This window comes from Paenibacillus sp. FSL R7-0313 (genome assembly GCF_037969885.1).
Taxonomy (GTDB): Bacteria; Bacillota; Bacilli; order Paenibacillales; family Paenibacillaceae; genus Paenibacillus.
Genome location: NZ_CP150219.1, coordinates 3,005,519 through 3,028,090, shown reverse-complemented (window position 1 = coordinate 3,028,090; position 22,572 = coordinate 3,005,519). Strand labels below are relative to the sequence as shown.

The 22,572-nt window shown below is 44.1% G+C and carries 20 protein-coding genes; 9 read left to right on the top strand and 11 right to left on the bottom strand.

Translation table 11 applies throughout. The features are described from left to right. Positions 1-99: 99 nt before the first annotated feature. From NSQ38_RS13320 to NSQ38_RS13305, 4 genes are all read right to left on the bottom strand, one after another. Positions 100-951, bottom strand: a complete 852-nt coding sequence (locus tag NSQ38_RS13320) for a PRD domain-containing protein (protein WP_036668684.1) — start codon at positions 949-951, stop codon at positions 100-102. A 233-nt stretch (positions 952-1,184) separates the two neighbouring features. Further along, a complete protein-coding gene (locus tag NSQ38_RS13315; RefSeq protein WP_339790528.1) occupies positions 1,185-2,615 on the bottom strand; it encodes a glycoside hydrolase family 1 protein in 1,431 nt (476 codons plus the stop codon). Positions 2,616-2,802: 187 nt separating this feature from the next. After that, entirely contained in the window at positions 2,803-4,260 is a 1,458-nt protein-coding gene (locus NSQ38_RS13310; protein WP_074096040.1) for a glycoside hydrolase family 1 protein, read from the bottom strand. Between the two features lie 288 nt (positions 4,261-4,548). Then, complete coding sequence (locus NSQ38_RS13305; RefSeq protein ID WP_339789868.1) at positions 4,549-4,842, bottom strand: MbcA/ParS/Xre antitoxin family protein; 294 nt, start codon at positions 4,840-4,842, stop codon at positions 4,549-4,551. Positions 4,843-4,989: 147 nt separating this feature from the next. Between NSQ38_RS13305 and NSQ38_RS13300 the strand changes: the two genes are divergently transcribed. The 3 genes from NSQ38_RS13300 (at position 4,990) to NSQ38_RS13290 (ending at position 7,781) form a co-directional block, all read left to right on the top strand. Further along, complete coding sequence (locus NSQ38_RS13300; RefSeq protein ID WP_339789865.1) at positions 4,990-6,054, top strand: suppressor of fused domain protein; 1,065 nt, start codon at positions 4,990-4,992, stop codon at positions 6,052-6,054. A 71-nt stretch (positions 6,055-6,125) separates the two neighbouring features. Continuing rightward, the gene (locus NSQ38_RS13295) at positions 6,126-6,887 is read left to right on the top strand and encodes a LuxR C-terminal-related transcriptional regulator (RefSeq protein WP_339789862.1); all 762 of its coding nucleotides are present in this window, start codon (positions 6,126-6,128) and stop codon (positions 6,885-6,887) included. A gap of 114 nt (positions 6,888-7,001) precedes the next feature. Beyond that, entirely contained in the window at positions 7,002-7,781 is a 780-nt protein-coding gene (locus NSQ38_RS13290) for a hypothetical protein (RefSeq protein ID WP_091028047.1), read from the top strand. Between the two features lie 111 nt (positions 7,782-7,892). On the opposite strand, the gene NSQ38_RS13285 is transcribed toward NSQ38_RS13290, so the two are convergent. After that, complete coding sequence (locus tag NSQ38_RS13285; RefSeq protein ID WP_339789858.1) at positions 7,893-9,644, bottom strand: ABC transporter ATP-binding protein; 1,752 nt, start codon at positions 9,642-9,644, stop codon at positions 7,893-7,895. A gap of 129 nt (positions 9,645-9,773) precedes the next feature. On the opposite strand from NSQ38_RS13285, the gene NSQ38_RS13280 reads away from it, so the two are divergent. The 3 genes from NSQ38_RS13280 to NSQ38_RS13270 all read left to right on the top strand — a co-directional run bounded on the left by NSQ38_RS13280 (position 9,774) and on the right by NSQ38_RS13270 (position 14,678). Continuing rightward, entirely contained in the window at positions 9,774-11,237 is a 1,464-nt protein-coding gene (locus NSQ38_RS13280; protein ID WP_339789855.1) for an ABC transporter permease subunit, read from the top strand. Between the two features lie 34 nt (positions 11,238-11,271). Then, on the top strand, positions 11,272-12,783 hold the full coding sequence (locus NSQ38_RS13275; RefSeq protein ID WP_339789852.1) for an ABC transporter permease: 1,512 nt from the start codon (positions 11,272-11,274) through the stop codon (positions 12,781-12,783). A gap of 74 nt (positions 12,784-12,857) precedes the next feature. Next, positions 12,858-14,678, top strand: coding sequence for an ABC transporter substrate-binding protein (locus NSQ38_RS13270; protein ID WP_339789849.1), 1,821 nt, complete (start codon positions 12,858-12,860; stop codon positions 14,676-14,678). A gap of 57 nt (positions 14,679-14,735) precedes the next feature. Here NSQ38_RS13270 and NSQ38_RS13265 read toward each other — a convergent pair whose 3' ends face one another. From NSQ38_RS13265 to NSQ38_RS13255, 3 genes are all read right to left on the bottom strand, one after another. Further along, positions 14,736-15,380, bottom strand: coding sequence for a sugar O-acetyltransferase (locus NSQ38_RS13265; RefSeq protein WP_339789846.1), 645 nt, complete (start codon positions 15,378-15,380; stop codon positions 14,736-14,738). A gap of 59 nt (positions 15,381-15,439) precedes the next feature. Next, positions 15,440-16,447 (bottom strand): ROK family protein, encoded by a 1,008-nt coding sequence (locus NSQ38_RS13260; RefSeq protein WP_339789843.1) that lies wholly within the window; start codon positions 16,445-16,447, stop codon positions 15,440-15,442. A 540-nt stretch (positions 16,448-16,987) separates the two neighbouring features. Continuing rightward, a complete protein-coding gene (locus NSQ38_RS13255; protein ID WP_339789840.1) occupies positions 16,988-17,443 on the bottom strand; it encodes a hypothetical protein in 456 nt (151 codons plus the stop codon). 138 nt (positions 17,444-17,581) lie between these two features. On the opposite strand from NSQ38_RS13255, the gene NSQ38_RS13250 reads away from it, so the two are divergent. Continuing rightward, positions 17,582-17,851 (top strand): hypothetical protein, encoded by a 270-nt coding sequence (locus tag NSQ38_RS13250; RefSeq protein WP_308599677.1) that lies wholly within the window; start codon positions 17,582-17,584, stop codon positions 17,849-17,851. Between the two features lie 187 nt (positions 17,852-18,038). Beyond that, positions 18,039-18,539, top strand: coding sequence for an AAA family ATPase (locus NSQ38_RS13245; protein ID WP_339789837.1), 501 nt, complete (start codon positions 18,039-18,041; stop codon positions 18,537-18,539). A 150-nt stretch (positions 18,540-18,689) separates the two neighbouring features. Here NSQ38_RS13245 and NSQ38_RS13240 read toward each other — a convergent pair whose 3' ends face one another. Both NSQ38_RS13240 and NSQ38_RS13235 read right to left on the bottom strand, forming a co-directional pair. Continuing rightward, the gene (locus NSQ38_RS13240; protein ID WP_339789834.1) at positions 18,690-19,682 is read right to left on the bottom strand and encodes a phosphotransferase; all 993 of its coding nucleotides are present in this window, start codon (positions 19,680-19,682) and stop codon (positions 18,690-18,692) included. 283 nt (positions 19,683-19,965) lie between these two features. After that, a complete protein-coding gene (locus tag NSQ38_RS13235; protein ID WP_339789832.1) occupies positions 19,966-20,703 on the bottom strand; it encodes a cyclase family protein in 738 nt (245 codons plus the stop codon). A 199-nt stretch (positions 20,704-20,902) separates the two neighbouring features. On the opposite strand from NSQ38_RS13235, the gene NSQ38_RS13230 reads away from it, so the two are divergent. Then, positions 20,903-21,538, top strand: coding sequence for a type 1 glutamine amidotransferase family protein (locus NSQ38_RS13230; protein ID WP_339790525.1), 636 nt, complete (start codon positions 20,903-20,905; stop codon positions 21,536-21,538). Here NSQ38_RS13230 and NSQ38_RS13225 read toward each other — a convergent pair. Then, on the bottom strand, positions 21,522-22,448 hold the full coding sequence (locus tag NSQ38_RS13225; protein WP_339789829.1) for an NADP-dependent oxidoreductase: 927 nt from the start codon (positions 22,446-22,448) through the stop codon (positions 21,522-21,524). The genes NSQ38_RS13230 and NSQ38_RS13225 overlap by 17 nt on opposite strands. Positions 22,449-22,572: the final 124 nt, after the last annotated feature.

Below are 22,572 nucleotides of genomic sequence, written 5' to 3'. Positions count from 1 at the left end.
GGTTAAAAAAAAACCTAAACACTGAATAATGACAAAGCAGAAAAGCTTATCATTATTCAACGTTTAGGTTTTGCCTTTTTAGCAGTAACAATCCCAACTTTATTCAATTGTTTGTTCATTTCTGACAACTCGTTCAATATGAATGGTCAGATACAGTATTTCTTCCTTGGACAACACCCGATTATAAATCTTACGCGTATAGTCACTGATCCTTACTGCACATGCATGTGCTTCCGGATACTGCTTGCTCACCAAGTCATGAAGCGGATTATCTTCTTCTTTATCTTCAATCGCCGTTCCTTGCAACACACGTTGGGCAAAGAACTTCAGATGAGTTAAAAATCGATAATAACTCAATGAATCTTCATCAAGTTCAATCACAAAGCTACGTCTTACGATGTTAAGTATGTCCTTAACAATGTTCGTAATACTGATCGTTTCCCTCATCTCACCGTTCATCTGGGCATTAACCAGATGCATTGCAATGAATGCGCATTCGTCTTCGGGTAGCAGGACCCCTAACGTTTCCTCAATAATCTGTAGCGCCTTGAGTCCAATGGCATATTCCTTCCGGTACATGCGCTTGATCTCCCAGAACAATGCGTTACGGATCTGCAATCCTTGACGATGTCGATCAATGGCAAAATGAATATGATCCGTCAGTGAAATGTAGATGCTTTCATGCAGCTTCTCACCTAGCACCGTCTCGGCATAACGGATAATCTCATCCGAGCACTCGACATATTCAACCGGGATATCAGACAGAAGTGTTTTAAGTTTCTGTGATACTTCCTTACTTTCAAGCGAGAATATTTTTTCGACGAGACTCTCGTCAATCGATTCACCAGTATGCTTTTTGAAGGCAATTCCACGTCCCATAACGACCAGTTCGTTTCCTCCCGGATCAATTACGGTAACTACGTTGTTGTTCAGCACCTTCTCAATTTTCATTTCTTCACATCACCTTGCACCGTCAAAGTAGTAAAAGGCAAAACCAAAGCAGGTCACGAAATATGCCCCGCTTCTGGTTTTGCCTGATTGAACAGTAACAATCCAGTATTCATTAGCCTTAGGCCCATCTTACCATATAATTATCCATATGACAATGTTTTTGTGAAAGCGGTTAATGTGCGTTAATGTGACATAAGAAGGTACTTGTACAACTATGCTTGCAGAACTAGTATTTACTCGTTGTTGTTCTTAAGACTTGCGCCATTTGTACTAATAACTTCCTTGTACCAATGGAATGATTTTTTCTTGTAACGATCCAATGTTCCTGAACCGTCATTGTTGCGGTCTACATAGATGAAACCATAACGTTTCTTCATCTCTGCTGTTGAAGCACTTACCAGGTCAATACAGCCCCATGACGTATAACCCATCACTTCTACGCCATCCTCAAGAGCTTCGCCCACCTGTACCAGATGGTCATTCAAGTATTGAATACGGTAATCATCGTTCACCGTTTTATTGCCATTTTCGTCGGTAATCAGCTCATCGACTGCACCCAGACCATTTTCGACAATAAACAATGGTTTTTGATAACGGTCCCAGTATTTGTTCAGGGTTACGCGCAGTCCTTGCGGATCAATCTGCCAGCCCCAATCACTCGCTTTCAGATAAGGGTTTTGCACACCCGCGAACAAGTTTCCTTTTCCTTCGATACGTTTCTCGGGATCACCTGTCTCACAGATACTTACATAATAACTGAACGAGATAAAGTCTACGGTATGCTTAAGAATTTCAGCATCGCCGTCTTCAAACTTGATATTGATATTATTCGCTTTGAAATAACGATTAATGTATTTCGGATAATAACCACGTGCATGGATATCAGCAAAGATATCATTGCGCTGTTCCGCATGCATCGCTGCAACCACATCATCCGGGTTCGGAGTCAACGGATACGTAGGCATGCTCAGTACCATACAGCCGATTTTGGCTTCAGGCATAATTTCATGACCCAGTTTCACAGCTAACGCACTGGCTACCAATTCATGATGGATCGCTTGGTACAGATCCTGTTTGGACAGTTCTACTTTTGGCGTATAGATGCCGCCGCTCATGAATGGCTCCTCCAGGATGGAGTTAATCTCATTGAATGTCAGCCAGTATTTTACTTTGCCTTTGAAACGGTTAAACAGCACTGTTACATAACGCTCGTAGAAATCGATCATTTTGCGGTTAACCCAGCCATCATACGTTTTGGACAAATGCAGCGGTGTCTCATAGTGAGAGATCGTTACGAGTGGTTCAATGCCGTATTTGTGGCACTCATCGAACAGGTCATCATAGAATTGCAGACCTTTCTCGTTTGGCTCCAATTCATCGCCTTTAGGGAAGATACGGGACCAAGCGATGGATGTACGGAATACTTTGAAGCCCATTTCAGCAAACAATTTAACATCCTCTTTGTAACGGTTGTAGAAATCGATACCGATCAGTTTCAGGTTATCTTCTGTAGGTGCTTCCGTTCTAGGCGTTGTAATCCCGTGTGGCATTACATCTTGAACAGACAGACCTTTGCCATCTGTATTATAAGCTCCTTCAAGTTGGTTGGCTGCTACAGCGCCGCCCCATAGGAAGTCTTTCGGAAATGGTGTAGTCATATCAATCATTCCTCTCTAATCAACGATATTTTCATTCTTTGTCTAAATGCACTACTCTATCCTTTGCCGACAGGAAAAAGCGGACAATCTCCAACTAAAAGGGCCATCAGGAATATTAGATTCCTTCCATGCCAACTTTCACGTTAGGTTTTGCCCGCTTTTTTATGCGGTAACAATCCTGGAAACGAGAATTCTACAGTTGCTCACCATTGCTGGAGATTACATTTTTGTACCAGTCGAATGAATCCTTTTTGGAACGTTTGAGTGTTCCGTTACCTTCGTCATCCAGATCCACGTAGATGAAACCATAACGTTTGGACATTTCGGAAGTGGACATACTCACAAGGTCAATCGGGCCCCATGCTGTAAATCCAATCAGATCCACACCATCTTTGATGGCTTCTTTCATTTGTTCGATGTGTTTTTTCAGGTAATCCACTCGATAGGAGTCATGGATAGAACCGTCTTCTTCAACACGGTCATATGCACCCAGACCATTTTCTACGATGAACAATGGTTTCTGGTAACGATCCCAGAAGTTGTTCAGGGTTACACGCAGACCGATCGGATCGATCTCCCAGCCCCAGTCGGATGCTTCCAGATAAGGGTTTTTCACGCCGCCAGTCAGGTTACCCGATGTTTCTTCCTTGTCTGCGGATGCAGATTTGGTTACGGACATGTAGTAACTGAAGGAGATGAAATCAACGGTATTGTTCAGCAAGATCTCATCATCGCCTGCTTCTTTTTGGATCACGATGTCGTTTTCTTCAAAATAACGAGCCATGTAGTTCGGGTATTTACCACGAGCATGCATGTCCGTGAAGAAGAGGTTGATCTGATTCTCGTGTTGAGCCAGACGAACATCTACCGGATTACATGTTGCTGCATAGGTTTCCATACGAGCAAGCATACAACCCACTTGGGAACCAGGGATAATCTCGTGAGCAAGCTTCGTAACCAATGCACTTGCTACAAATTGATGATGCAGCGCTTGATAAGTTGTTTGCAGTTTGTTGTCCACTTTATCGATCAGAATGCCGCCGCCAGTGTACGGGCTGAACAGCATGACGTTAATTTCATTAAACGTCAGCCAGTATTTCACTTTATTTTTATAACGGTTGAATACCGTTTCTGCATATCGAACATAGTGCTGGATTACTTCACGGCCAGCCCAGCCATTATATTTTTGCGTCAAGCCAAGCGGTGTCTCATAGTGAGACAGTGTAACGAGCGGCTCGATGCCATATTTCAACAATTCGTCAAATACTTCATCGTAGAATTTCAAGCCAGCTTCATTTGGCTCTTGATCATAACCGTTCGGGAAAATACGTGCCCAGTGAATGGACAAACGGAATACTTTGAAGCCCATTTCAGCGAACAATGCAATATCTTCTCTAAAGTGATGATAGAAATCGATACCAAAACGTTTCGGGAACCGTTCTTCGATTTTGCCGGAGAGGATCTCTTCGATTCGGGAAGAGGAAATTTCCATGGCATGTCCGCCTGTACGCTTCTCTTTCGGAACATGAGCGATCATGTCCGCTGTGGAGAGGCCTTTGCCGTCCTTATCGAATGCACCCTCCAATTGATTGGCAGCTGTAGCGCCGCCCCATAGGAAGTTTTCGGGGAATCCTTTTTTTGCCGTGGTCATGAACAACAACCTCTTTTCGAAATTTATTTTGGTTTTTCCAGGTAAAAAACTGTAATTCAGAGCAGAAAACAAGAAAAACCTAAACTCAAGGTAAAATAGCACCAAAAAAAGGGGCCTTCATTTCACCATCAGTTTAGGTTTTGCCTGTCTTCACAGTTACAATCCATCAAAAGATGTTATTGCATATTCTGTTGTGTTTGCTCTTGTGATGTAAGCGTAACATATCTATTTTGCAAAATCAACTTCACTAGATCATATGATCGTTCGCACATTCTCACCATCGAAAAATTAACGCGGCATACGCATAATGGCTGCCCTTAATGCCTGCGCTCCTTCCTCCGTCTTCAGGTAAGCAGCGGGACTTTTGTCCCCTAAAGCCGGGATATCTTTCGCCATCCATTCAAAAGCGTACTCCCCCATTTCACACAAAAGCACCCGACTTATATCTGCTGGAATTCCTTGTAATCGCGCACGTTCTACCCACGCGGGGTCCAACTTTTGTCCAAGTTCTTCAAACAGTTCGGAAAATGAGTCCCAGCTTACCTGATCAAACTCGCTTGAATAAATACCTTTCATACTCATGTAATTTCACTCCCCATATCGCCATTTGTAACCCTGTGGTCCTATTTAACACAATTCATCCTTAAGCCGCTTGAAACCACTTCTGTAACAGGTAGACTTAATTTTAAATGTTTTTCGGGGGAAAGAAAAGTCAAGGAGGATTCAATAATGACTCAGGAAGAAAACACATCTGGTTGGGATGCGATTGACAAAGTCGTCGGAGAACTGTATGGAGAACAGGATCCGAAGCATTATGGAACATCCATTCCTTATATGCTTGGAGGTCCCGATCCACTCGATGGCATTAGCGTGTATGCGGTGAACACACCTATGCCTCACTGGCATTTTGTCACCTATGGTTTCTCTGAATTATATGAAAAAGAGATGCAGGATGCATCCAAAAGCGGGTATGGATTCGAACTCACATTTCGTCTTACACGCACTGAAGAAGAAACTGAACCTCCAGCCTGGGCGCTGAATCTGTTACAGAATGTAGGACGATACGTGTTCAATAGCGGAAATATCTTTCAGCCAGGAGATTACATGGACGCCAATGGCCCCATCTGCCTGGAGTCCGATACTTTGCTGACTGCGCTCTCGTTTATAGAAGACCCGGATCTACCCGAGATCTCTACGCCTAATGGTTCAGTGCAATTTATTCAGATGGTTGGCATCACAGGTCGGGAACTGGAAATGATTCAAAGCTGGAATGCTCGTGGCTTTCTGTCTGCCTCCTCCATGTTCATGCCCAAATATGTGACGGATCTGATGAGAAATTCGTACGCAGATATTCCTTCGGTTATACAAGCGGTCGAGCATGGAATTGAACAGGACGGGTCCAGCACAGCGTTTTTATTCATACAACAACTGGGCTGGGAGTCTACTCGCAAAAAATTGCTGCAAAAAGCGGTTCCGGCCAAACTCCAGCTTGGAGCCAAACAAGCCGTATTAGTTGGCACCATCCTTCGTAGCCGAATTTCGAAAGGTGCCTCTCTATCCTTGATCGGACCTGATACTAATATTTTGTTCGAAGCGGGAGAACATCCAGCAGTAGTGGAGTCGGACAGACAAGTTACCCTGACGGTAAACAAACAAATAGTTGAAGAACTGGCAGAAAACCTTCGCCCGGTTGAAGGAACATTCGAGATAACTTCATTGGATCATCTTCTCGTTCAGATTGTTAAAACAGAAATCAAGGATCAGGAAGGACACGTCATTCAAACGATTGGATGAGAACATCATCAGATCTGATATAAGAACTACTTTTTTATTCAACAACTGTGCAGCAGTAAGGAGGAAACAACATGCCTGCCATTACATTTGCCACACGGCACGAAGAGTCCCCGACTTGCTCACATTCAGCAGGAACGGCTCCGTTCGATTATTTACCGAAATCCAGTCTGGATAGGCTTCGTAAAATCAATCATTTCCTGATTCATGCATTCCAGAACAGCATCTCGGTTATCCAAGAGAATTTAACGGGCACTTATCTTTTTCTACTCACAGATACCAACGGTGTGCTCCTCTCTATGAATTACAGTTCAGATCTTAAAGATGCAGTAGAACATTCCCCCATTCGTCCGGGCATGTTCTTCACTGCACAGAGCTGTGGTGTAAACGCCATATCTGTAACGATGGACAGCAACAAGCCTGTACTTCTGCTGCCCGAGCAGCATGAAAGTCCCTATTTTCAAAGCTGGCATTGCTACGCCTCCCCTCTGTCCATGGGATCGCAGCCTTTCGGTTATCTGGATGTGTCCACCATTAACGCGGATATGCAGGGCGAACTGATTGCTATTGCCAAGTTGATTCCTGCATATATGCAGAACAGTTACCAGAGTCAAAAGGCTGCTGAACCTTGTGAGAAACCAGCGGTGGAGTTCACCAAGCGTCAGTTAACCATTCTGGAAATGATAGCGGAAGGCCTCACCGTGAAAGCCATTGCATTGCAATTGAAAATCAAGGAATGCACCGTGAATCACCACAAAAAAGTGATCTTCAACAAATTAGGAGTGCAATCCAGCACAGAAGCTGTTTCAATTGCCAGTCGATTGTCTTATTTATAATGGACCCCTATAGATTCCTATAGGTAGTAAATGAGAACGTTTGTGCTACAATTTAGGAAACAGGTAACATGTAGAGAGAGAAAAACAAACACACACACATTTCAGGAGGGTAATATGACAATTCCAAAAAAAGTTTCTTTATTCGCCATGCTCATTATGATTATGCTGGTTGCCGCCGCTTGCGGCGACAAAGCAGATAACACAGCCGCAACAGAAGAGCCTACCCCGACAGAAACAACGACGGGTACTGATTCTGAACCAGCGAATACAGAAGAAACAGAGAACACAGAACCAGCAAGCGAAGAGTCCAAGGAAACTGATAATTCCCAAGACGTTGAGCTGGGGACTACGGAAAAAGGTTCTTACACCAATGACTATTTCGGCGTATCTCTGAAATTCCCGGAAGCATGGGAGTTCCAGGATGCTGCAGGCATGAATGAGCTGACAAGTGCTTCATCCGAAGCGATTGCTGGTGATGATGAAACGAAGAAAAAACAAATTGAGCTGTCCCAGACCAAAACATTGAATCTGCTTATGGCTTCAAAGTACCCATTGGACGGAGGTCAAGTTGGCCCATCCGCTATGGCCATTGCTGAGAAAGTAAGCTTGTTGCAAGGCATTCGTACAGGTAAAGACTATCTGGAAGCAACCAAAAAATTCATGGTGGATAGCCAGTTCCCTTACGATTATAAAGAAATGACAACGGAAACCATCGGTGGTAAAGAGATGGATCTGATGCAAATCACGATGGATCCAGGTGACGGTTCAACCGTTACTCAAGATTACTATAGTACAATTATTGAAGGATATGCTTTCAACTTCATCTTCACTTACATGGATGATAAGACCAAAGCCGAGATTGATACCATCAAAAAATCGGTTCAATTCAAATAATCGCTTTTGATTACTGCCATTATACGAAGATATAACTCAACCCCGATAACGATCTGTGGAGATCATCGTCGGGGTTCTTTTGTATTTGAAAAAGACTATATCTTGCACTAACTAACTAGATATTGCGACCCAATGTCCATCCGTGACTTCTACCCACTTGGAATGTTCCAGATTATAACGGTCCTCTACTTCAACATTTTCTCTTGTTGTTTCTTTGACAACATGTCTCTTTTTCTTCGCTTCTACCGCTGGGTCAGGCACAGGAATAGCAGACAGCAATGCCTTGGTGTAAGCATGTTGCGGGTTGGAGTAGAGTTCTTCACTCTCAGCCAGCTCCACAATTTTCCCATTATACATGACAGCCACTCGATCACTGATATGTTTAACCATGGACAAGTCATGCGCGATGAAGAGATACGTCAATCCGAGTCGCTGCTGTAACTCTTCAAGCAATTGTACGATCTGAGCCTGTATCGACACATCCAGTGCAGACAACGGCTCATCACATACGATGAATTCAGGTTCCACAGCCAGAGCTCGTGCAATACCGATCCGCTGTCTCTGTCCACCCGAGAATTCATGTGGATAACGCTGCGCATGGGTAGGATCAAGACCCACCATCTCCAGTAGTTCCTCCACCCGCTTCTCCCGCTGAGATGCTGTACCTGCAAGTTGATGAATATCAAGCGCTTCTCCAATGATATCCATAATCCTCATTTTGGGATTCAGAGATGCATAGGGGTCTTGGAAAATAATCTGCATATGTCTGCGCATCGTTTTCATCTCTGAAGCTGACAGACGATTGAGCGGGACTCCTTTAAACAGTACATCTCCACCTGTTGGCTCATGCAACCGCAGAATCGCACGCCCCGTGGTTGATTTTCCGCTGCCGGATTCCCCTACAACGCCGAGTGTCTCTCCTTGACGAATATGGAAACTGATATCATTCACAGCCTTTAAGGTATTGCCTTTCCCCAGATTAAAATGTTGTCTGAGTGATTTCACCTCAAGCAACGGCTGATCATCCTCAAGATCTCTCGGAACCAATGATGCCGGTTTCGGCTTTTTCTTCTGATCCAGACGTGGTAATGCATTCAGAAGTCTAATCGTATACGGATGTTTGGGATTAGCAAAAATCTCTGTCGTAGTCCCGGTTTCCACAATCTGTCCTTCTTTCATAACAACAACCCGATCACACATGCCTGCCACTACGCCCAGATCATGCGTGATCAGAATAATCGATGTACCCAGTTGGTCCTGCATATCTTTCATCAAATTCAGAATCTGAGCTTGAATTGTAACATCCAGTGCGGTTGTCGGCTCATCGGCAATGAGCAATTCAGGACGACAAGCAAGTGCAATACCAATCATGACCCGCTGGCGCATGCCTCCGGAGAATTCGTGCGGATACTGGTTGTAGCGTATTTCGCTGCTAGTTATCCCCACCCGCTCCATCATGGCAATCGCCTGTTTCTTGGCTTCCTTTTTGGACACCTTCTGGTGTTTGATGAGACTCTCGGAGATCTGTTTCCCCACTTTAATGGTCGGATTAAGAGAACTCATCGGGTCTTGAAAGATCATGCCAATATCACGCCCACGGATGCTCTCCATCTCTTTCTTCGTTTTATTGGCCAGGTCGACACCTTTAAATAGAATCTCTCCCTTTTTCATCTGTGAAGGCGGCGATGCAAGCAGCCTCATAATGGAACGTGCAGTTACACTTTTTCCACTTCCCGATTCTCCTACAATGCCCAGCGTCTCGCCTTTACGCACTTCAAAACTTACTTCTCGCACTGCCTGAAACTCACTCTCTCCAGAATGAAAAGAGACAGATAGATCATTAACTTTCAATAAAGGTTCCATGTTATCACCAGCTCTCATCCGTTTTTCACATTCACTCATCTCATATGTATACCATTTAATTCCTTGACAATTGTTTAGACCATAAATAATATATACTATATCAATCGGAATAATGCAATTTAAACCTGAATGAAAGGAGGCACGCTTGGTTTGAATCTTGCAGAAGGCAGCAGACTCTCGCGGTTGGTGCACAATTTAAGTTTTATTTATGGCAAAATGCTGCTTCATCCTTCCTACCGATATGTTCTGTTCATTCTTGGATTACCGATCAATCTGGTCGTGTTTCTAATATGGCGTTCGAATCGAAAAAATGATGGCTGGGTAGCTGCCAGGCAGGCAGCTGAGCAAGAACTGCTCGCTTCTTCCTACCGGAACAAGCTGAAGTTGGAAGTGGAAGAACAACTGCGTCGCAAACATCGTTTTTTCCAGCAGCAGGTCAATGAGGGAGAATTCAAGCGTCAGACCGAGGAATGGTTGGAAGAAAGTGTTCAGGCAGAGTTGAAGGAGCGGACATCCCGCATACTTCAGGAACAAGGAAATCAACGTCTTACAATGGCTGATACGTTCCACTCACTGATTAACAAACCATGGTTTTTCGCGATATCGATTATTCCCGGCTGTCTGATGTATGGCATCCTGTTTTTGTATGGAAATCCTTATCTAAAGTACATATTTGAAAGAATACTGATGACGGTATTTGTCATTCTGGGCGTAGCAACACTCGTATTTACGATTTTGTATCTGTCTCCGTTCAACCCGGCAGCCAACATTCTCGGAGAGACAGCAACGCAGGAACAGATTGCAGCATTCAATCAGGTGTATGGCTTGGATCAGCCTTATCTTACACAGCTCTGGAACAATATTAAGGGAGTTGCTCTCTTCGACCTTGGCAAGTCTTTTGCAGGAAATGAAGACGTAACAGCAACGATTGCAAGGAAGTTTCCGATTACATTGACCCTTGCGGTCATCTCCCTGCTGTTAGCACTTGTCATTGCATTACCCATCGGTATTATCTCAGCGATTAAGCCTAATTCATGGTTCGATTATACATTTATGTTTATCGCTCTGATTGGATTATCGATCCCGAATTTCTGGCAAGGACTTATTTTCATTCTGAACTTTTCGATCAAACTGCAGTGGCTTCCCGCCACCTTCAACCCGCAGAACTGGCTGTCGATCATTATGCCAACCATTGTGCTGGGGACGGGACTTACGGCTGCGGTGGCCCGGATGACCCGGTCTTCAACACTGGAAGTCATTCATGAGGATTATGTGATGACTGCCCGCGCCAAGGGGTTAAGCGAACGTCAGGTCATGCTGAAACATGCTGTACGTAATGCATTGATTCCAATTGTAACGGTGGTTGGACTTCAATTCGGAGCCATGTTAGGTGGGGCAGCGGTAACGGAGAAAGTGTTTAATATCAGCGGTCTCGGCAGCTACATTGTGGATAAACAATTTATCCCCGATATTCCGAGTATCATGGGCGGAGTAATCTACACAGCCATTACGATCTCCATTATCAATGTAGCGGTTGATCTGCTCTACGCTTTTATTGATCCAAGAGTGCGCTCCAAGATGAAACAATATTAAAGTGTGTTGAACTACCTCTTAAAGCAGGTGTATTATGACAAACTCGTCCTTAACACAAGAAATGCGTTTCCGGCTTAAGTCTTCTCGAGAATACAGTCAGGCAAGCTTCGCCTGGATCACGTCCCTTCTCTTGACTGCCTTGTTGCTGTTCAACAGTTATGACTGGAGCGGACAGACGTTCAAACCATTTCTGCTAACGATACTTGGGATCTATGTATTCTTCACACTGGTCCAAAGTGTCATCACCCTTCGGATTCGAAAAGACTTGATCCGTACAGGTACGGTCTCTGTTCTAACTCGCAGGTTAGCTTGGGTTCAGCTACTTGCCATCATTTCAGGCAATATATTTATCGTAACGGCAGCCTTTCATCTGATTCGAAAAGCGAGGAATGTGGAGTATACCTTTGCGGTGTATATGCTGTTAACTCAGCTGTTCGTCATCGGTGTATCCGCGTTAAATGTTTTCAAACCCTATGTGGCTGATCACTTTCTGCCAGCCATGGCGGTGCTCATATTTATTCTGATCATCGACCTGGTCGTACTGATTATCGTATCCCGATATAACGCGACCTCTATCCTCCCTCGCTGGATGATCGGTGTCAGTGTAATACTGATTCTGACCTCGATCACTGGTAATGTATTTGCACTATTGCTCGGCATTTCCATCATTGGACGCATTCGCAGACAGGGGAAACAAAAATCAAACTTCTGGAACGATCTGTGGGAGCGCCTTGCTCCGAATATGACTGCCATGTCCGGTTTGTTTTTTATCATTTTTCTGTTCTCGATATCGATCTGCAGTTTCTTCACCTTTGACTACAGCATGGCTGTGGAAAATAACTACTCGGCTCTGCTTCAACCGCCTTCCCTTGCGTATCCCTTGGGAACGGACGACTTCGGACGATGTTTATTTTCCCGGATTGTATTTGGTGCCCGGATCTCCTTGATCGTAGGTTGCATGTCGACGATCATTCCTGTATTGATCGGCGGAGTCCTCGGAGCATTCTCCGGCTTCTACGGAAGGCATACGGATAACATCATCATGCGGCTGCTGGATATTCTCTATGCCATTCCGGGAATTCTGCTCGCCATTGCCATTATTGCGGCGTTTGGAGCCAATACGGTCAATCTCATTCTGGCGCTGAGTCTGGGTTCAATTCCAACTTACGCCCGTACGATGAGAGCCAGTGTGCTCTATGTATCCACTTTTGAATTTGTGGAAGCTGCACGTGCACTGGGGTACAACAATCGTACAATTATTTTCAAACACATTATTCCCAACTCCCTTGCGCCCATGATTATCAAGTCCACACTCACGATTGGTGGAGCTGTTATCGCTACCAGCAGCTTGAGTTATCTGGGACTCGGCGTGGAGCCGCATATTCCGGAATGGGGTAACATTCTGAAGCTCGGCAGTACATACCTGGAGACCCACTCTTATCTGGCGATTTATCCAGGCTTGGCTATTATTCTGCTGGTCCTTTCGTTTAACTTCCTCGGTGACGGTCTGCGTGATGCGCTTGATCCCAAGCTGGAAAAGGCCTAAATGATTTGTTGAAATGAATGATATAGAAAAAAAGAATTCACACATCACACATTCAAGATATGGAGGGTAATCCCATGAAAAAACGTACACTGATCTCATTGCTATTAATTCTCGTCATTGTGATTTCCGGCTGCAGTGTAAAAACAAAAACCGAATCCCAGGCGGAGACCGCACCAGCGGATACAACAGAAACTGCACAAAAACCGGCTGACATTGAACTGCTCGCCATGAGTTCTTCCGAAAATGATGTAAACATTGTCCGCGACCAACTGACCAAAAACGGCTTCAATGTGAAGCTGAACCTGCAGCCGGATTACGGCAGCTTCAAATCTCAGCAGGATGCAGGGAATTATGACATTGCCTTGTCCAGCTGGACAACGGTAACGGGAAATCCCGATTATGCGGTACGTTCCCTTTTCAAAACAGGTGGAGATTACAGTATCCTTGCAGATGCGGAACTTGATAAACTCATCGATCAGGCAGCTACTCAAACTCCAGATGAGTACAAAGACACGTACAAACAATTGGAAGATCGCTTGGTAACGGATCAGGCGTATATCGCTCCTCTGTACATTTCCCTGAAAAGTCAGGCTGTGAACAAAGACATTCTGAATGTCGACACCGTTCGTCTCTCCAAATCCCGCGCCATGGCTTGGGAACCGATTGAGTTCAAGGACAGCTCCAAAAATGCCAAAGATCCGTTGATTCTGACGCAAAGTGCATCCGTACTGACTTCCCTTGATCCGATCAAAGGAAACGACGGTTCCATCAACCAGTTGAACACCAATATGTATGTACGTCTCGTTAACCTGACAGATGACGATCAGCTGACAGCAGAAGGATCACTGTCCCATAATTTCAGTATTGCTGAAGGTAATTCGGACTACTACTTCATTCTCAGAGACGATATCAACTTTGCGAAGATTGATAACAAAAAAGCTGTAGATACAGGAGAACGTGTCGGTGCAGATGATGTGATCTTCTCCCTGGATCGTGCTAAAAACAAAGATTCCGTTCCGGATCACCGGACATACAGTCTGCATGAACACATCAAAGAAGCTGAGGTTGTAACGGATCTGAGTGCATTGCAAAACGTTAAACAATCCAGTGGCAACGGCACAATCCTCGAAGCATTGGAACAAGGACTGGGCAGCAAAATTACCGAACTTGTGACTGACAAAACCAAAGCAGATAATAGTGCAGGTAAATATCAGGTCGTTAAACTGACAACAACTGAACCTTTCCCGCAAGTACTGAACTACCTGGCTCACCAATCTGCGGGTATCGTGTCCAAAAAACAGGTGGAGAGCATCAACACATATGATGTAGCTTCCTTTGACGTCAACAAAGATATTCCTTACGGTGATCAGAACACGGTGACTGAAGGCGCAGCATACAATAACACCCTTTATACTAGCGGACCTTATATTTTGTCTTATAAAAATGACTATGAAGCTGTATTCTTGCAAAATCCGGGATACCGCAAAGGCACTGAATATGCACCAAAAATTGCTCAGGTCAATGTCCGGTTCATCGCGGATGCAGACAGCGCCCTCTCTGCTCTTCGCAGCAGTGAAATCCACTTATACTACGGTGTACCTGAAACCAAGTATGACATCATCGAAAATGACAGCAAGCTGAAACTGCAAAGCATTCCAAGTAACGCCGTTTCTTATCTCTTGTTTAACACAGCCAATCGTGATGTTGCCAAGAGCAGCGACTTGAGAAAAGCAGTGCTTTACTCCATTAATCAGGATGAAATTTTGAGTTTCTACAAGAACAACAAACTCAAAGCATACTCTACAGTAAGCCCGCTCGTTCAGACCGGGAATGAATTAAAAGCTGATCCTGCAAAAGTAAAAGAATTCTTGAGTAACTACAACGCCTCCAAGTAAACGAATACCAAAAAGGCTGTCACTGGATCATCTACCGATCCTGGTGACAGCCTTTTGTTATTCTTCCAGCACACGGCAATCTGCCAGAACATCGGGATAATTTCGCATGCTGTCCGCATCAGTAATTTTGCGAATAACTTTGCACGGTACGCCTGCTGCAAATGAATGTGGTGGAATATCACGAGTCACGACACTCCCTGCTCCAATGACACATCCGTCTCCAATGGTTACGCCCCCGCACACTGTGACGTTTGCCGAGATCCATACATCGTTACCAATCGTGACAGGTTTGGCATAACATAGTGATTTCACATCACCGTTCTGGTCCACCATCTGTCTCCGCTCGCTGGCAATCATGGGGTGAATGGGGGTAACAATCGTAACGTTGGGTCCAAAACTGGTATAATCCCCGATTGTCACTTGTGCATCGTCTTGTATCGTCAGATTGTAATTACCGAAGAAGTGATCGCCTATCCGGGTATGCACACCATAATGAAAGAAGATGGGGCCTTGCATAAATCCACCTTCACCGATCTGCCCCAGTAGCTCTTGCAATATCTGATTCCTTTCCTCAGTCTGTTCTTCAAAGGTCTGACTGTAACGCTGACTGAGATTATGGGCCTGTTTTTTGATGCTCTTTAATTCCGGATCACTTGGACTAAACAACATGCCCTGCATGATTCTCTCTTCTTCACGCATCATGAATCCTCCTCTACAAGAGTTAGCTTATCAAATAAAAGCCACAGACATGGCCTGTGGAGTTATAGGGCTTCTGATAGAATGCCTGACTTCAACGCCTGAAGCACCATTCCTCGTAACCCAGCATCAAAATCATGTTGAAACGAGTCCTGATGTACAATCTCCGGCAATGATGGCATGGGATGATGCTTCCCGTACTGTTTCCACGCCAAATCCAGTTCTCCTCTCTCCACACGCTCCTGATAAATGACAATCTGGTGCGGGGCAACGACGGCATTAATCGTTTGCAGAATATGACATACCTGCACTACAAAATCATCTTTGCTCATGTCGCGTTTCCAATCAGGTGAATATGGAAGATACTTGATCTCACCAAACATCCCGTTTTTCCCCCGGATCATCTGTCCATTCAACATCATGCCCATACCCGGCGGGTATCGGTTCGGAAAATAAATTCCCGCTACACTCTGTTCCTTCATATCCGCATGCTGTGTACAGTATCCGCTAATCGCTGCATTAACATCATTCTCCACGAGAACGTTCAGTTGGAACTCGCTCTCGATCTCCCGTATCAGATGTGAGTGAATAAGCTCTTCATGGCTGCTCACCGTGATGTCCCCATCTACGGCTTGCCCCGGAATACCAATGCCGATCATATCAATGGAAGGATACTCCGTAATGAAACGCGCAATAAGTTGCAGCATATGCTGTTTATCAAAAGCAGGCAAGATGCTCTCTTCCTTCAGCACAACCTTATTCTCCAGATTCATGACCGTTGCCGAAATCAATTCCTGGCCTTTCATCTCTTTGATGTAAAGAACCAAAGCAAGCTTAAAGTTATAATTATATCGATATGCCTGAGCAGGACGACCGCCGTTAGAGGGAACCACTTTATCTTGGAACAACTCTCCGCCATCACATAATTCCTGAATCAGCGCATTAATGGTAACAACACTAAGATTGGTTAGTGAAGCTAATTGCGGTTTGGTCGCCGTCTCAATCTGCTGCATGACTTCACGCACATTATTCAAATTGATGTATTTCATCATTGTAGCGTTGGCTTTTTTCATAACCCTCTCGTTTCTACTCTGGTTCAATTGAGCCAAAGCAATGGTATGGATGTCATTTCACCCCATATCATAACATAATGCCTTACTCGAACACATGAGTTCCATCGTGCTGGCAATGGATTGAAATCGGCAGAGCTTCTTTGTTCACTCAAACAAATCATCCATTGACTTCACAGGTTTCACTTCAATTGGTTGCTTTGACAAGACCATACTGGCATAGGTACCTGCCCAAATTACAACTGCCATAATAACGTATACCATCTATACTTACCTCCCTGTTCCATGCGGATTACGATTTTGCGATACTTACCACATGTGACTATTCCTCTAGTTAATAAATATACTTTATAAAGTTTATATCTTAAGTATGCGAGGATAATAGTTCTTTGTCAATATGATTATCCGATTCCTTTTCAGTCCAAGAAACAAGTGGATAATATTACTACAACAACACATATCATCTCGATGCCCATAAAAATAGCTGCCGACAGAATCATTCAACGATTCTGTCGGCAGCCGTTTGTTCAATATACAAGCAGTTTATTTTGAATAGGTTCGCTGTACAGCAGGCAATAAGGTCACAACTTGAATACCCACTCCCCATGCAAAATAGACCAAGTGAATAATAGAGACATCCTGAATCCAGTACACCTGCGCCATAATCCAGATGATGAGAGCAAACCCCGTGTACAAGGAAAAAGTCCAAGCCCAGTAGCGGTCAGGATAGAGATTCAGTCTCTCACCCATCCCCCAATGAACGTAGCGAATGAGCGAAATAGCAATCATTGTAGGCATAACGCCAAGAACTAGCAATAGGATGATCCCCGGGAACAAAAAACTGGAAAACGGGGAATTCCCCAACAAAGATGCGGGCAAATTCACCATACTTCCGGATGGATCCATGATTAAAATGACGCCTCCAACAATCGCCCCAATCCCCAGCATTCCATGCATCAAAATGAGTAACCACGATCTGCCTATACGCTGCTTCATCATGAATTGCTCCTTCCGTTCCCTCGTTTCTCAACTTCATATATGGAGGATTATGCTTAAACCCTCTAATACCATTCTCACACATGCCACGTATTGTTCCTGTGCTTCTTTTCACTATATTGATCTCGAAAATCATTCGTAATGGAAAAACTTGATAAAAGAACGTACGTTCGGTATAATGAAATTATCCTGAATAAGCGAGAGGCAGATATGGACGACAAATTTATTAAGGAATTACGCGAGATTAGTCGGGATGACAGACGAAGATCGGAATTTATGATTCAAGGTTTGAAGGAAACACTGCAAGAACGCAAAGAAGAAGGCTTACTCAAGCGCTGGATACGGCGTAAGAAAACAGAGAAAAAAATCTCTCAAAGATTTAATCAAGATCCTCACTCGGATCAAAAGTAACAACATAAAAAGGAGGCGGAATACGCCTCCCTTGCTATTTACATAAGTAAATTATTTAGATTAGTTAGTTGTGAGTTAATCCATAAGTTTGCCATAATAGACATTATGCTTCCAATAGGTCACATACTAGCTGGACTTGGTCCCTGATAAGCTAACTTACCTGACTTTCTTATAAAGGGGTGAAAATATGACAAATACTTCGGGCTCAATATCAAAAAAGAAGGCGATAATTCTGGTGACAGGAATGTCAGGTACAGGTAAATCAACGGTTCTGGGCGAACTTGCTCATAGAGGGCATAGAGTTATCGACACCGATTATGATGGTTGGAGTGAGAATGTGGATGGTTCTGGGTGGTTATGGAACGAGAATCGAATTGATGAGCTGCTCACTGAACATAGCGAAGGTACTTTATTCATTTCGGGTTGTGTATCAAATCAGGGGAAGTTTTACCCAATGTTTGATGCAGTAGTGTTGTTAAGTGCCTCCCTCGAAGTAATCCTTGAACGTATAGCTTCCCGTAAGACGAACGATTATGGAAAAACTGTCGATCAACGTGAAGAAATTAAACAAAACGTCGCTAGTGTTGAGCCTCTCTTACGTGCTGGAGCTACTGTTGAGATTGATACCAGGAAGCCGCTGGATGAAGTTATAACCGAGCTTGAGCTCATTGCCAACTCCACTAGCTGATCACTTCTTCACACTTGTACATAACCGCCCAGTTCGACCAATTTAAGTACCTTGTTAAACTAAGCATCCAATCACAATGATCGGCTGCTTTCTTTGTTTCATTGAGTTAACGTTCCCCGTTAGCCCAATGAGTATCCTCCATTTAGTCGTTCAAAACTCATCGATCAACGAGATACCTTTAGTAATCCTCATTATACTATCTTGCAAGAAATCGCGGGTCCAATCATCTGGTTTGCTTAAATCCCAGCTCCGATGCATACCGACAACCACGATGATTTCGCGAAGTCTAAGGAATAGCTTCAACAAATCCTTCCAGTTGTCTGGCATTTGTCGACCATCCTCTATATAGCCTAGCTCGAAGTACTTTATGAAAAGTTCATACTGGTTCTTTCGTTCGAAATTCGAATCTTCTCCGAATACATATAGCAAGTAATACAGCTGGATAGCAATATCCTCGACATACCAACTGTACTGGCACTCGTCGAAGTCAAAGAGTGTTAATCCCCCAGCTTCATTGATCGTGAAGTTTCCCACATTAATATCTCCGTGGATCAAACCAAAATTATCTGCATTAACAGGCAGACTCGCCAATTGTACTTTAAGTTCCTCAAGAGCAACAAGGATTGGTTGAAGTTCTGACGGCAAATAATCCTCGGCTCGTAAGAGGTATTCATTAAACTCCCAAGTGTGCCTTTTGGAAATCGTAGGGTTGTAAAGCTTCGCTAATTCATGAAGTTTGCCCGTTATACGTCCACACTTTTCATAAAGTATAGAATTGCCTAGACATTCTGGATATCCGATTTTACGGCCTGGTGCATGTTTAAAGGAGGTTACGTAAAAATCCATTTTATTTCCTCGAACTAGTTCACAATACTCTCCATTAATTGAAGAAATCGGTTCTGACACTGCTATACCACTCTCTGAAAGATAATGAATCCAATCCATTTCTGCTACAAGTCCTTCCGCCGTGCGAAGAGTGCTCGGAGTGAAACGGAGAATATATTTCAATTCATTGCGATTATAGGAATATATAAAGTTTTGAAAACCTCCAATGAAAGTGAGTTCCTCTTGGCTGACCCCATAACGCGCGGCGCCTTCTGCAGCATGTTCGTCCAAGAACAATAATTTTATTTTTGGGTCCATTAGTTCTCCTTAGTAATAAAGATTAAATTATGGCCTAACTCGCTGTTGCCTAAATTTAATAAAATGAATGCCTGGTGACATACGAAAGCCCTACTTTCAAGATTTTTCTATTCCATAGCAATCATACTAATCCAACTTTTTACAGTCAACTAAAATGGTTGATCTATTGCGCTAACCTGCCCATTAGCTGAAAAACAGCCGACTATTTAGCCGGCTGTCTACTTGAGTATCATTCTGAGTTCTGTGCCTTATTTATCTATTTCAGCTTTTGATCTACGACGTTTTACGGCAGAATGGCAAAAGACCGGACTGGAAAACCAGAAGCTTTCTCCGCTTTGGGTACAATGTTGAAAATAACAGCGCCTTTAGCCGGCACCTGATCCAGGTTTGTTAACAGCTCGACCTGGTATGTATTCTGGGCAAGTACATAATATTCTGCCAGAAGTGCTCCATTCTTCTGATAATCTATGGCTGAATCCGTGTCAAAGGTTTCATGCCCAATGGCTTGTACTTTTCTCTCCTCAAATAAAAACATAAGTGCACTAACGGACCATCCAGGCGCATGACTGTTGCCCTCCGCATCCTTGTTATCAAATGCTTCATGGTTAGGCCAGCGTTTGCTCCAATCGGTACGTAAGGCTACGAAGCTTCCAGCTTCAATCACGCCATGCTCTCTTTCAAATGCAAGAATATGCTCCACATCCAGTGTGAAATCCGGATTGTTCTCTACTTCGGCGGACTGGTCAATGACCACAAGTGGCAATACCAGCTCCTTCAAACCTAGTTCATCCAGATACCGGGTATCCCGAACGAAGTGAATCGGGGCATCCAGATGTGTCCCGTATTGACCCGGGAACTTGAAGCTCTGAGCAAAGAAACCTTGATCGTGATCAAACAGGGTATCGAACTGTGCTGCCTCAAAAGCTGAAAAATGCGGAGAGCCCGGTCCAAACGTATGGGTCAGATCTACCCATTTCTTTTCTTTTAACAATTGAATGGCTTGAATGAGTTCGTTGGACATCCTTATCACCTCATGCACAAAATGGAATAAATTTCTCCTATTATATCTTATTCCACTGCAATTGGGGAGCAGTCCCTATATTGGTTCTTAGGGCTATAAATTTCAAATTTTAAAACTTCACTGACCGTAGTTGTCAGTGAAGTTTATTTATAATACAAGAGTAATCCATTCAATCATGAAAACAAAAGGAGCATGCATGATGCAAACGAAGAACGTATATCTATATGTATTTGATACGATGTCAGACTGGGAGGTAGGATATCTAACTGCTGAATTGAACTCGGGAAGGTATTTCAGGAAAGAGATCAAGCCTTTACAGGTCGTAACCGTAGGCGTGGATAAACATCCGGTAACTACCATGGGCGGATTGAACATCCTCCCCCATATTTCTATTGATGAATGTACATTGAAAGGTAACGATGTCATCATTCTTCCTGGAGGAAATACCTGGATGGACACCATCCATGATCCTTTATTAAAAAAAGTGACTGATGCTATAGAAAAAGGTACGGTTATTGCGGCAATTTGTGGTGCCACGGTTGGACTAGCAAAGAGGGGGTTACTGGACTCCATACAGCACACAAGCAATGATTTAGATTACTTGAAGATGATATGCCCAGATTATACTGGAGAAACCTATTATGTAACGGAGCCTGCAGTAACCGATGGAAATCTAGTTACTGCATCTGGAATAGCTCCGTTAGAATTTACGATGCATGTGTTGAAGCTGTTGAATGTCTTTGCACCAGAAACCTTACAGGCCTGGTACAATCTATATCAGACTCATGAGTCCAAATACTTCTACGAGTTAATGAATTCTATTGCACCTGAATAACCAGTTTCCCGCGGGTATGATGGGTTTCACTCTTCTCATGTGCTTCCCTTACTCCCTGTTGAGTTAGCGGGTGCGTTCCATCAATAACCGATTTGAGCTTGCCTTCCGCAGCCAGTTCAGCCAACTGATCCAGTTGATCCCCTTTGGGCTCCATCATGAAGACATTGGCCGTTACTCCAGCTTCCTTGGCAAGTTTCTCATCCGGTTGTACCACCAAGGATACCAGATGCCCGCCGGACTTCAACACCTTGAAGCTGTCGCGCTGAATATCACCGCCCATGGTGTCCAGTACAACATCATAACCGGAGAGAATCTCCGAGAAATCTTCTTTTTTATAGTTGATAAAATGATCCACACCCAACGAACGAAGCAACGCTTCGTTTGATTCACTTGCCGTGGAAGCCACTTCAGCGCCGAGGGACTTGGCGATCTGAATGGCATACGTTCCCACACCACCTGCACCAGCATGGATGAGTACCTTCTGCCCTTTGGCTAAACGTCCATGATCCACTAGGGCCTGCCAAGCCGTCATCGCAGCCAGCGGGATAGCTGCTGCTTCCTCAAAGCTTAATTTCTCCGGTATACGGGCAATAATGTCTGCATCGACGGCAACATATTCTGCATAGGTTCCGAATTGACGCGGACGTGCAAATACCCGATCTCCTTCTCTGAACCGCGTGACATTCGAGCCTGCTTCAGCCACAGTACCCGCAACATCGCCGCCCAGAATCAAGGGAAAATTCTCCGCTGCTTCTTTCATATAACCTTGTCTGATTTTGAAATCCACCGGATTAACCGACGTGGCATGTGTTCGGATCAGCACCTGATTGACTCCACACGCTGGCTTGGCTACTTCTTGTTCCTTCAATTGTTCCGCTCCACCAAATTCCTCAATCACAATTGCTTTCATTAGAGATCCCAGCCTTTCCATTGGATTAACGTTATGCTCTCTCTCCTTTCATTACCCTTTTCCCGCGGTCACTTGACCTATTCATTCCAAAAATCATAGCAATCTGGGATTCACGATCCAGTTC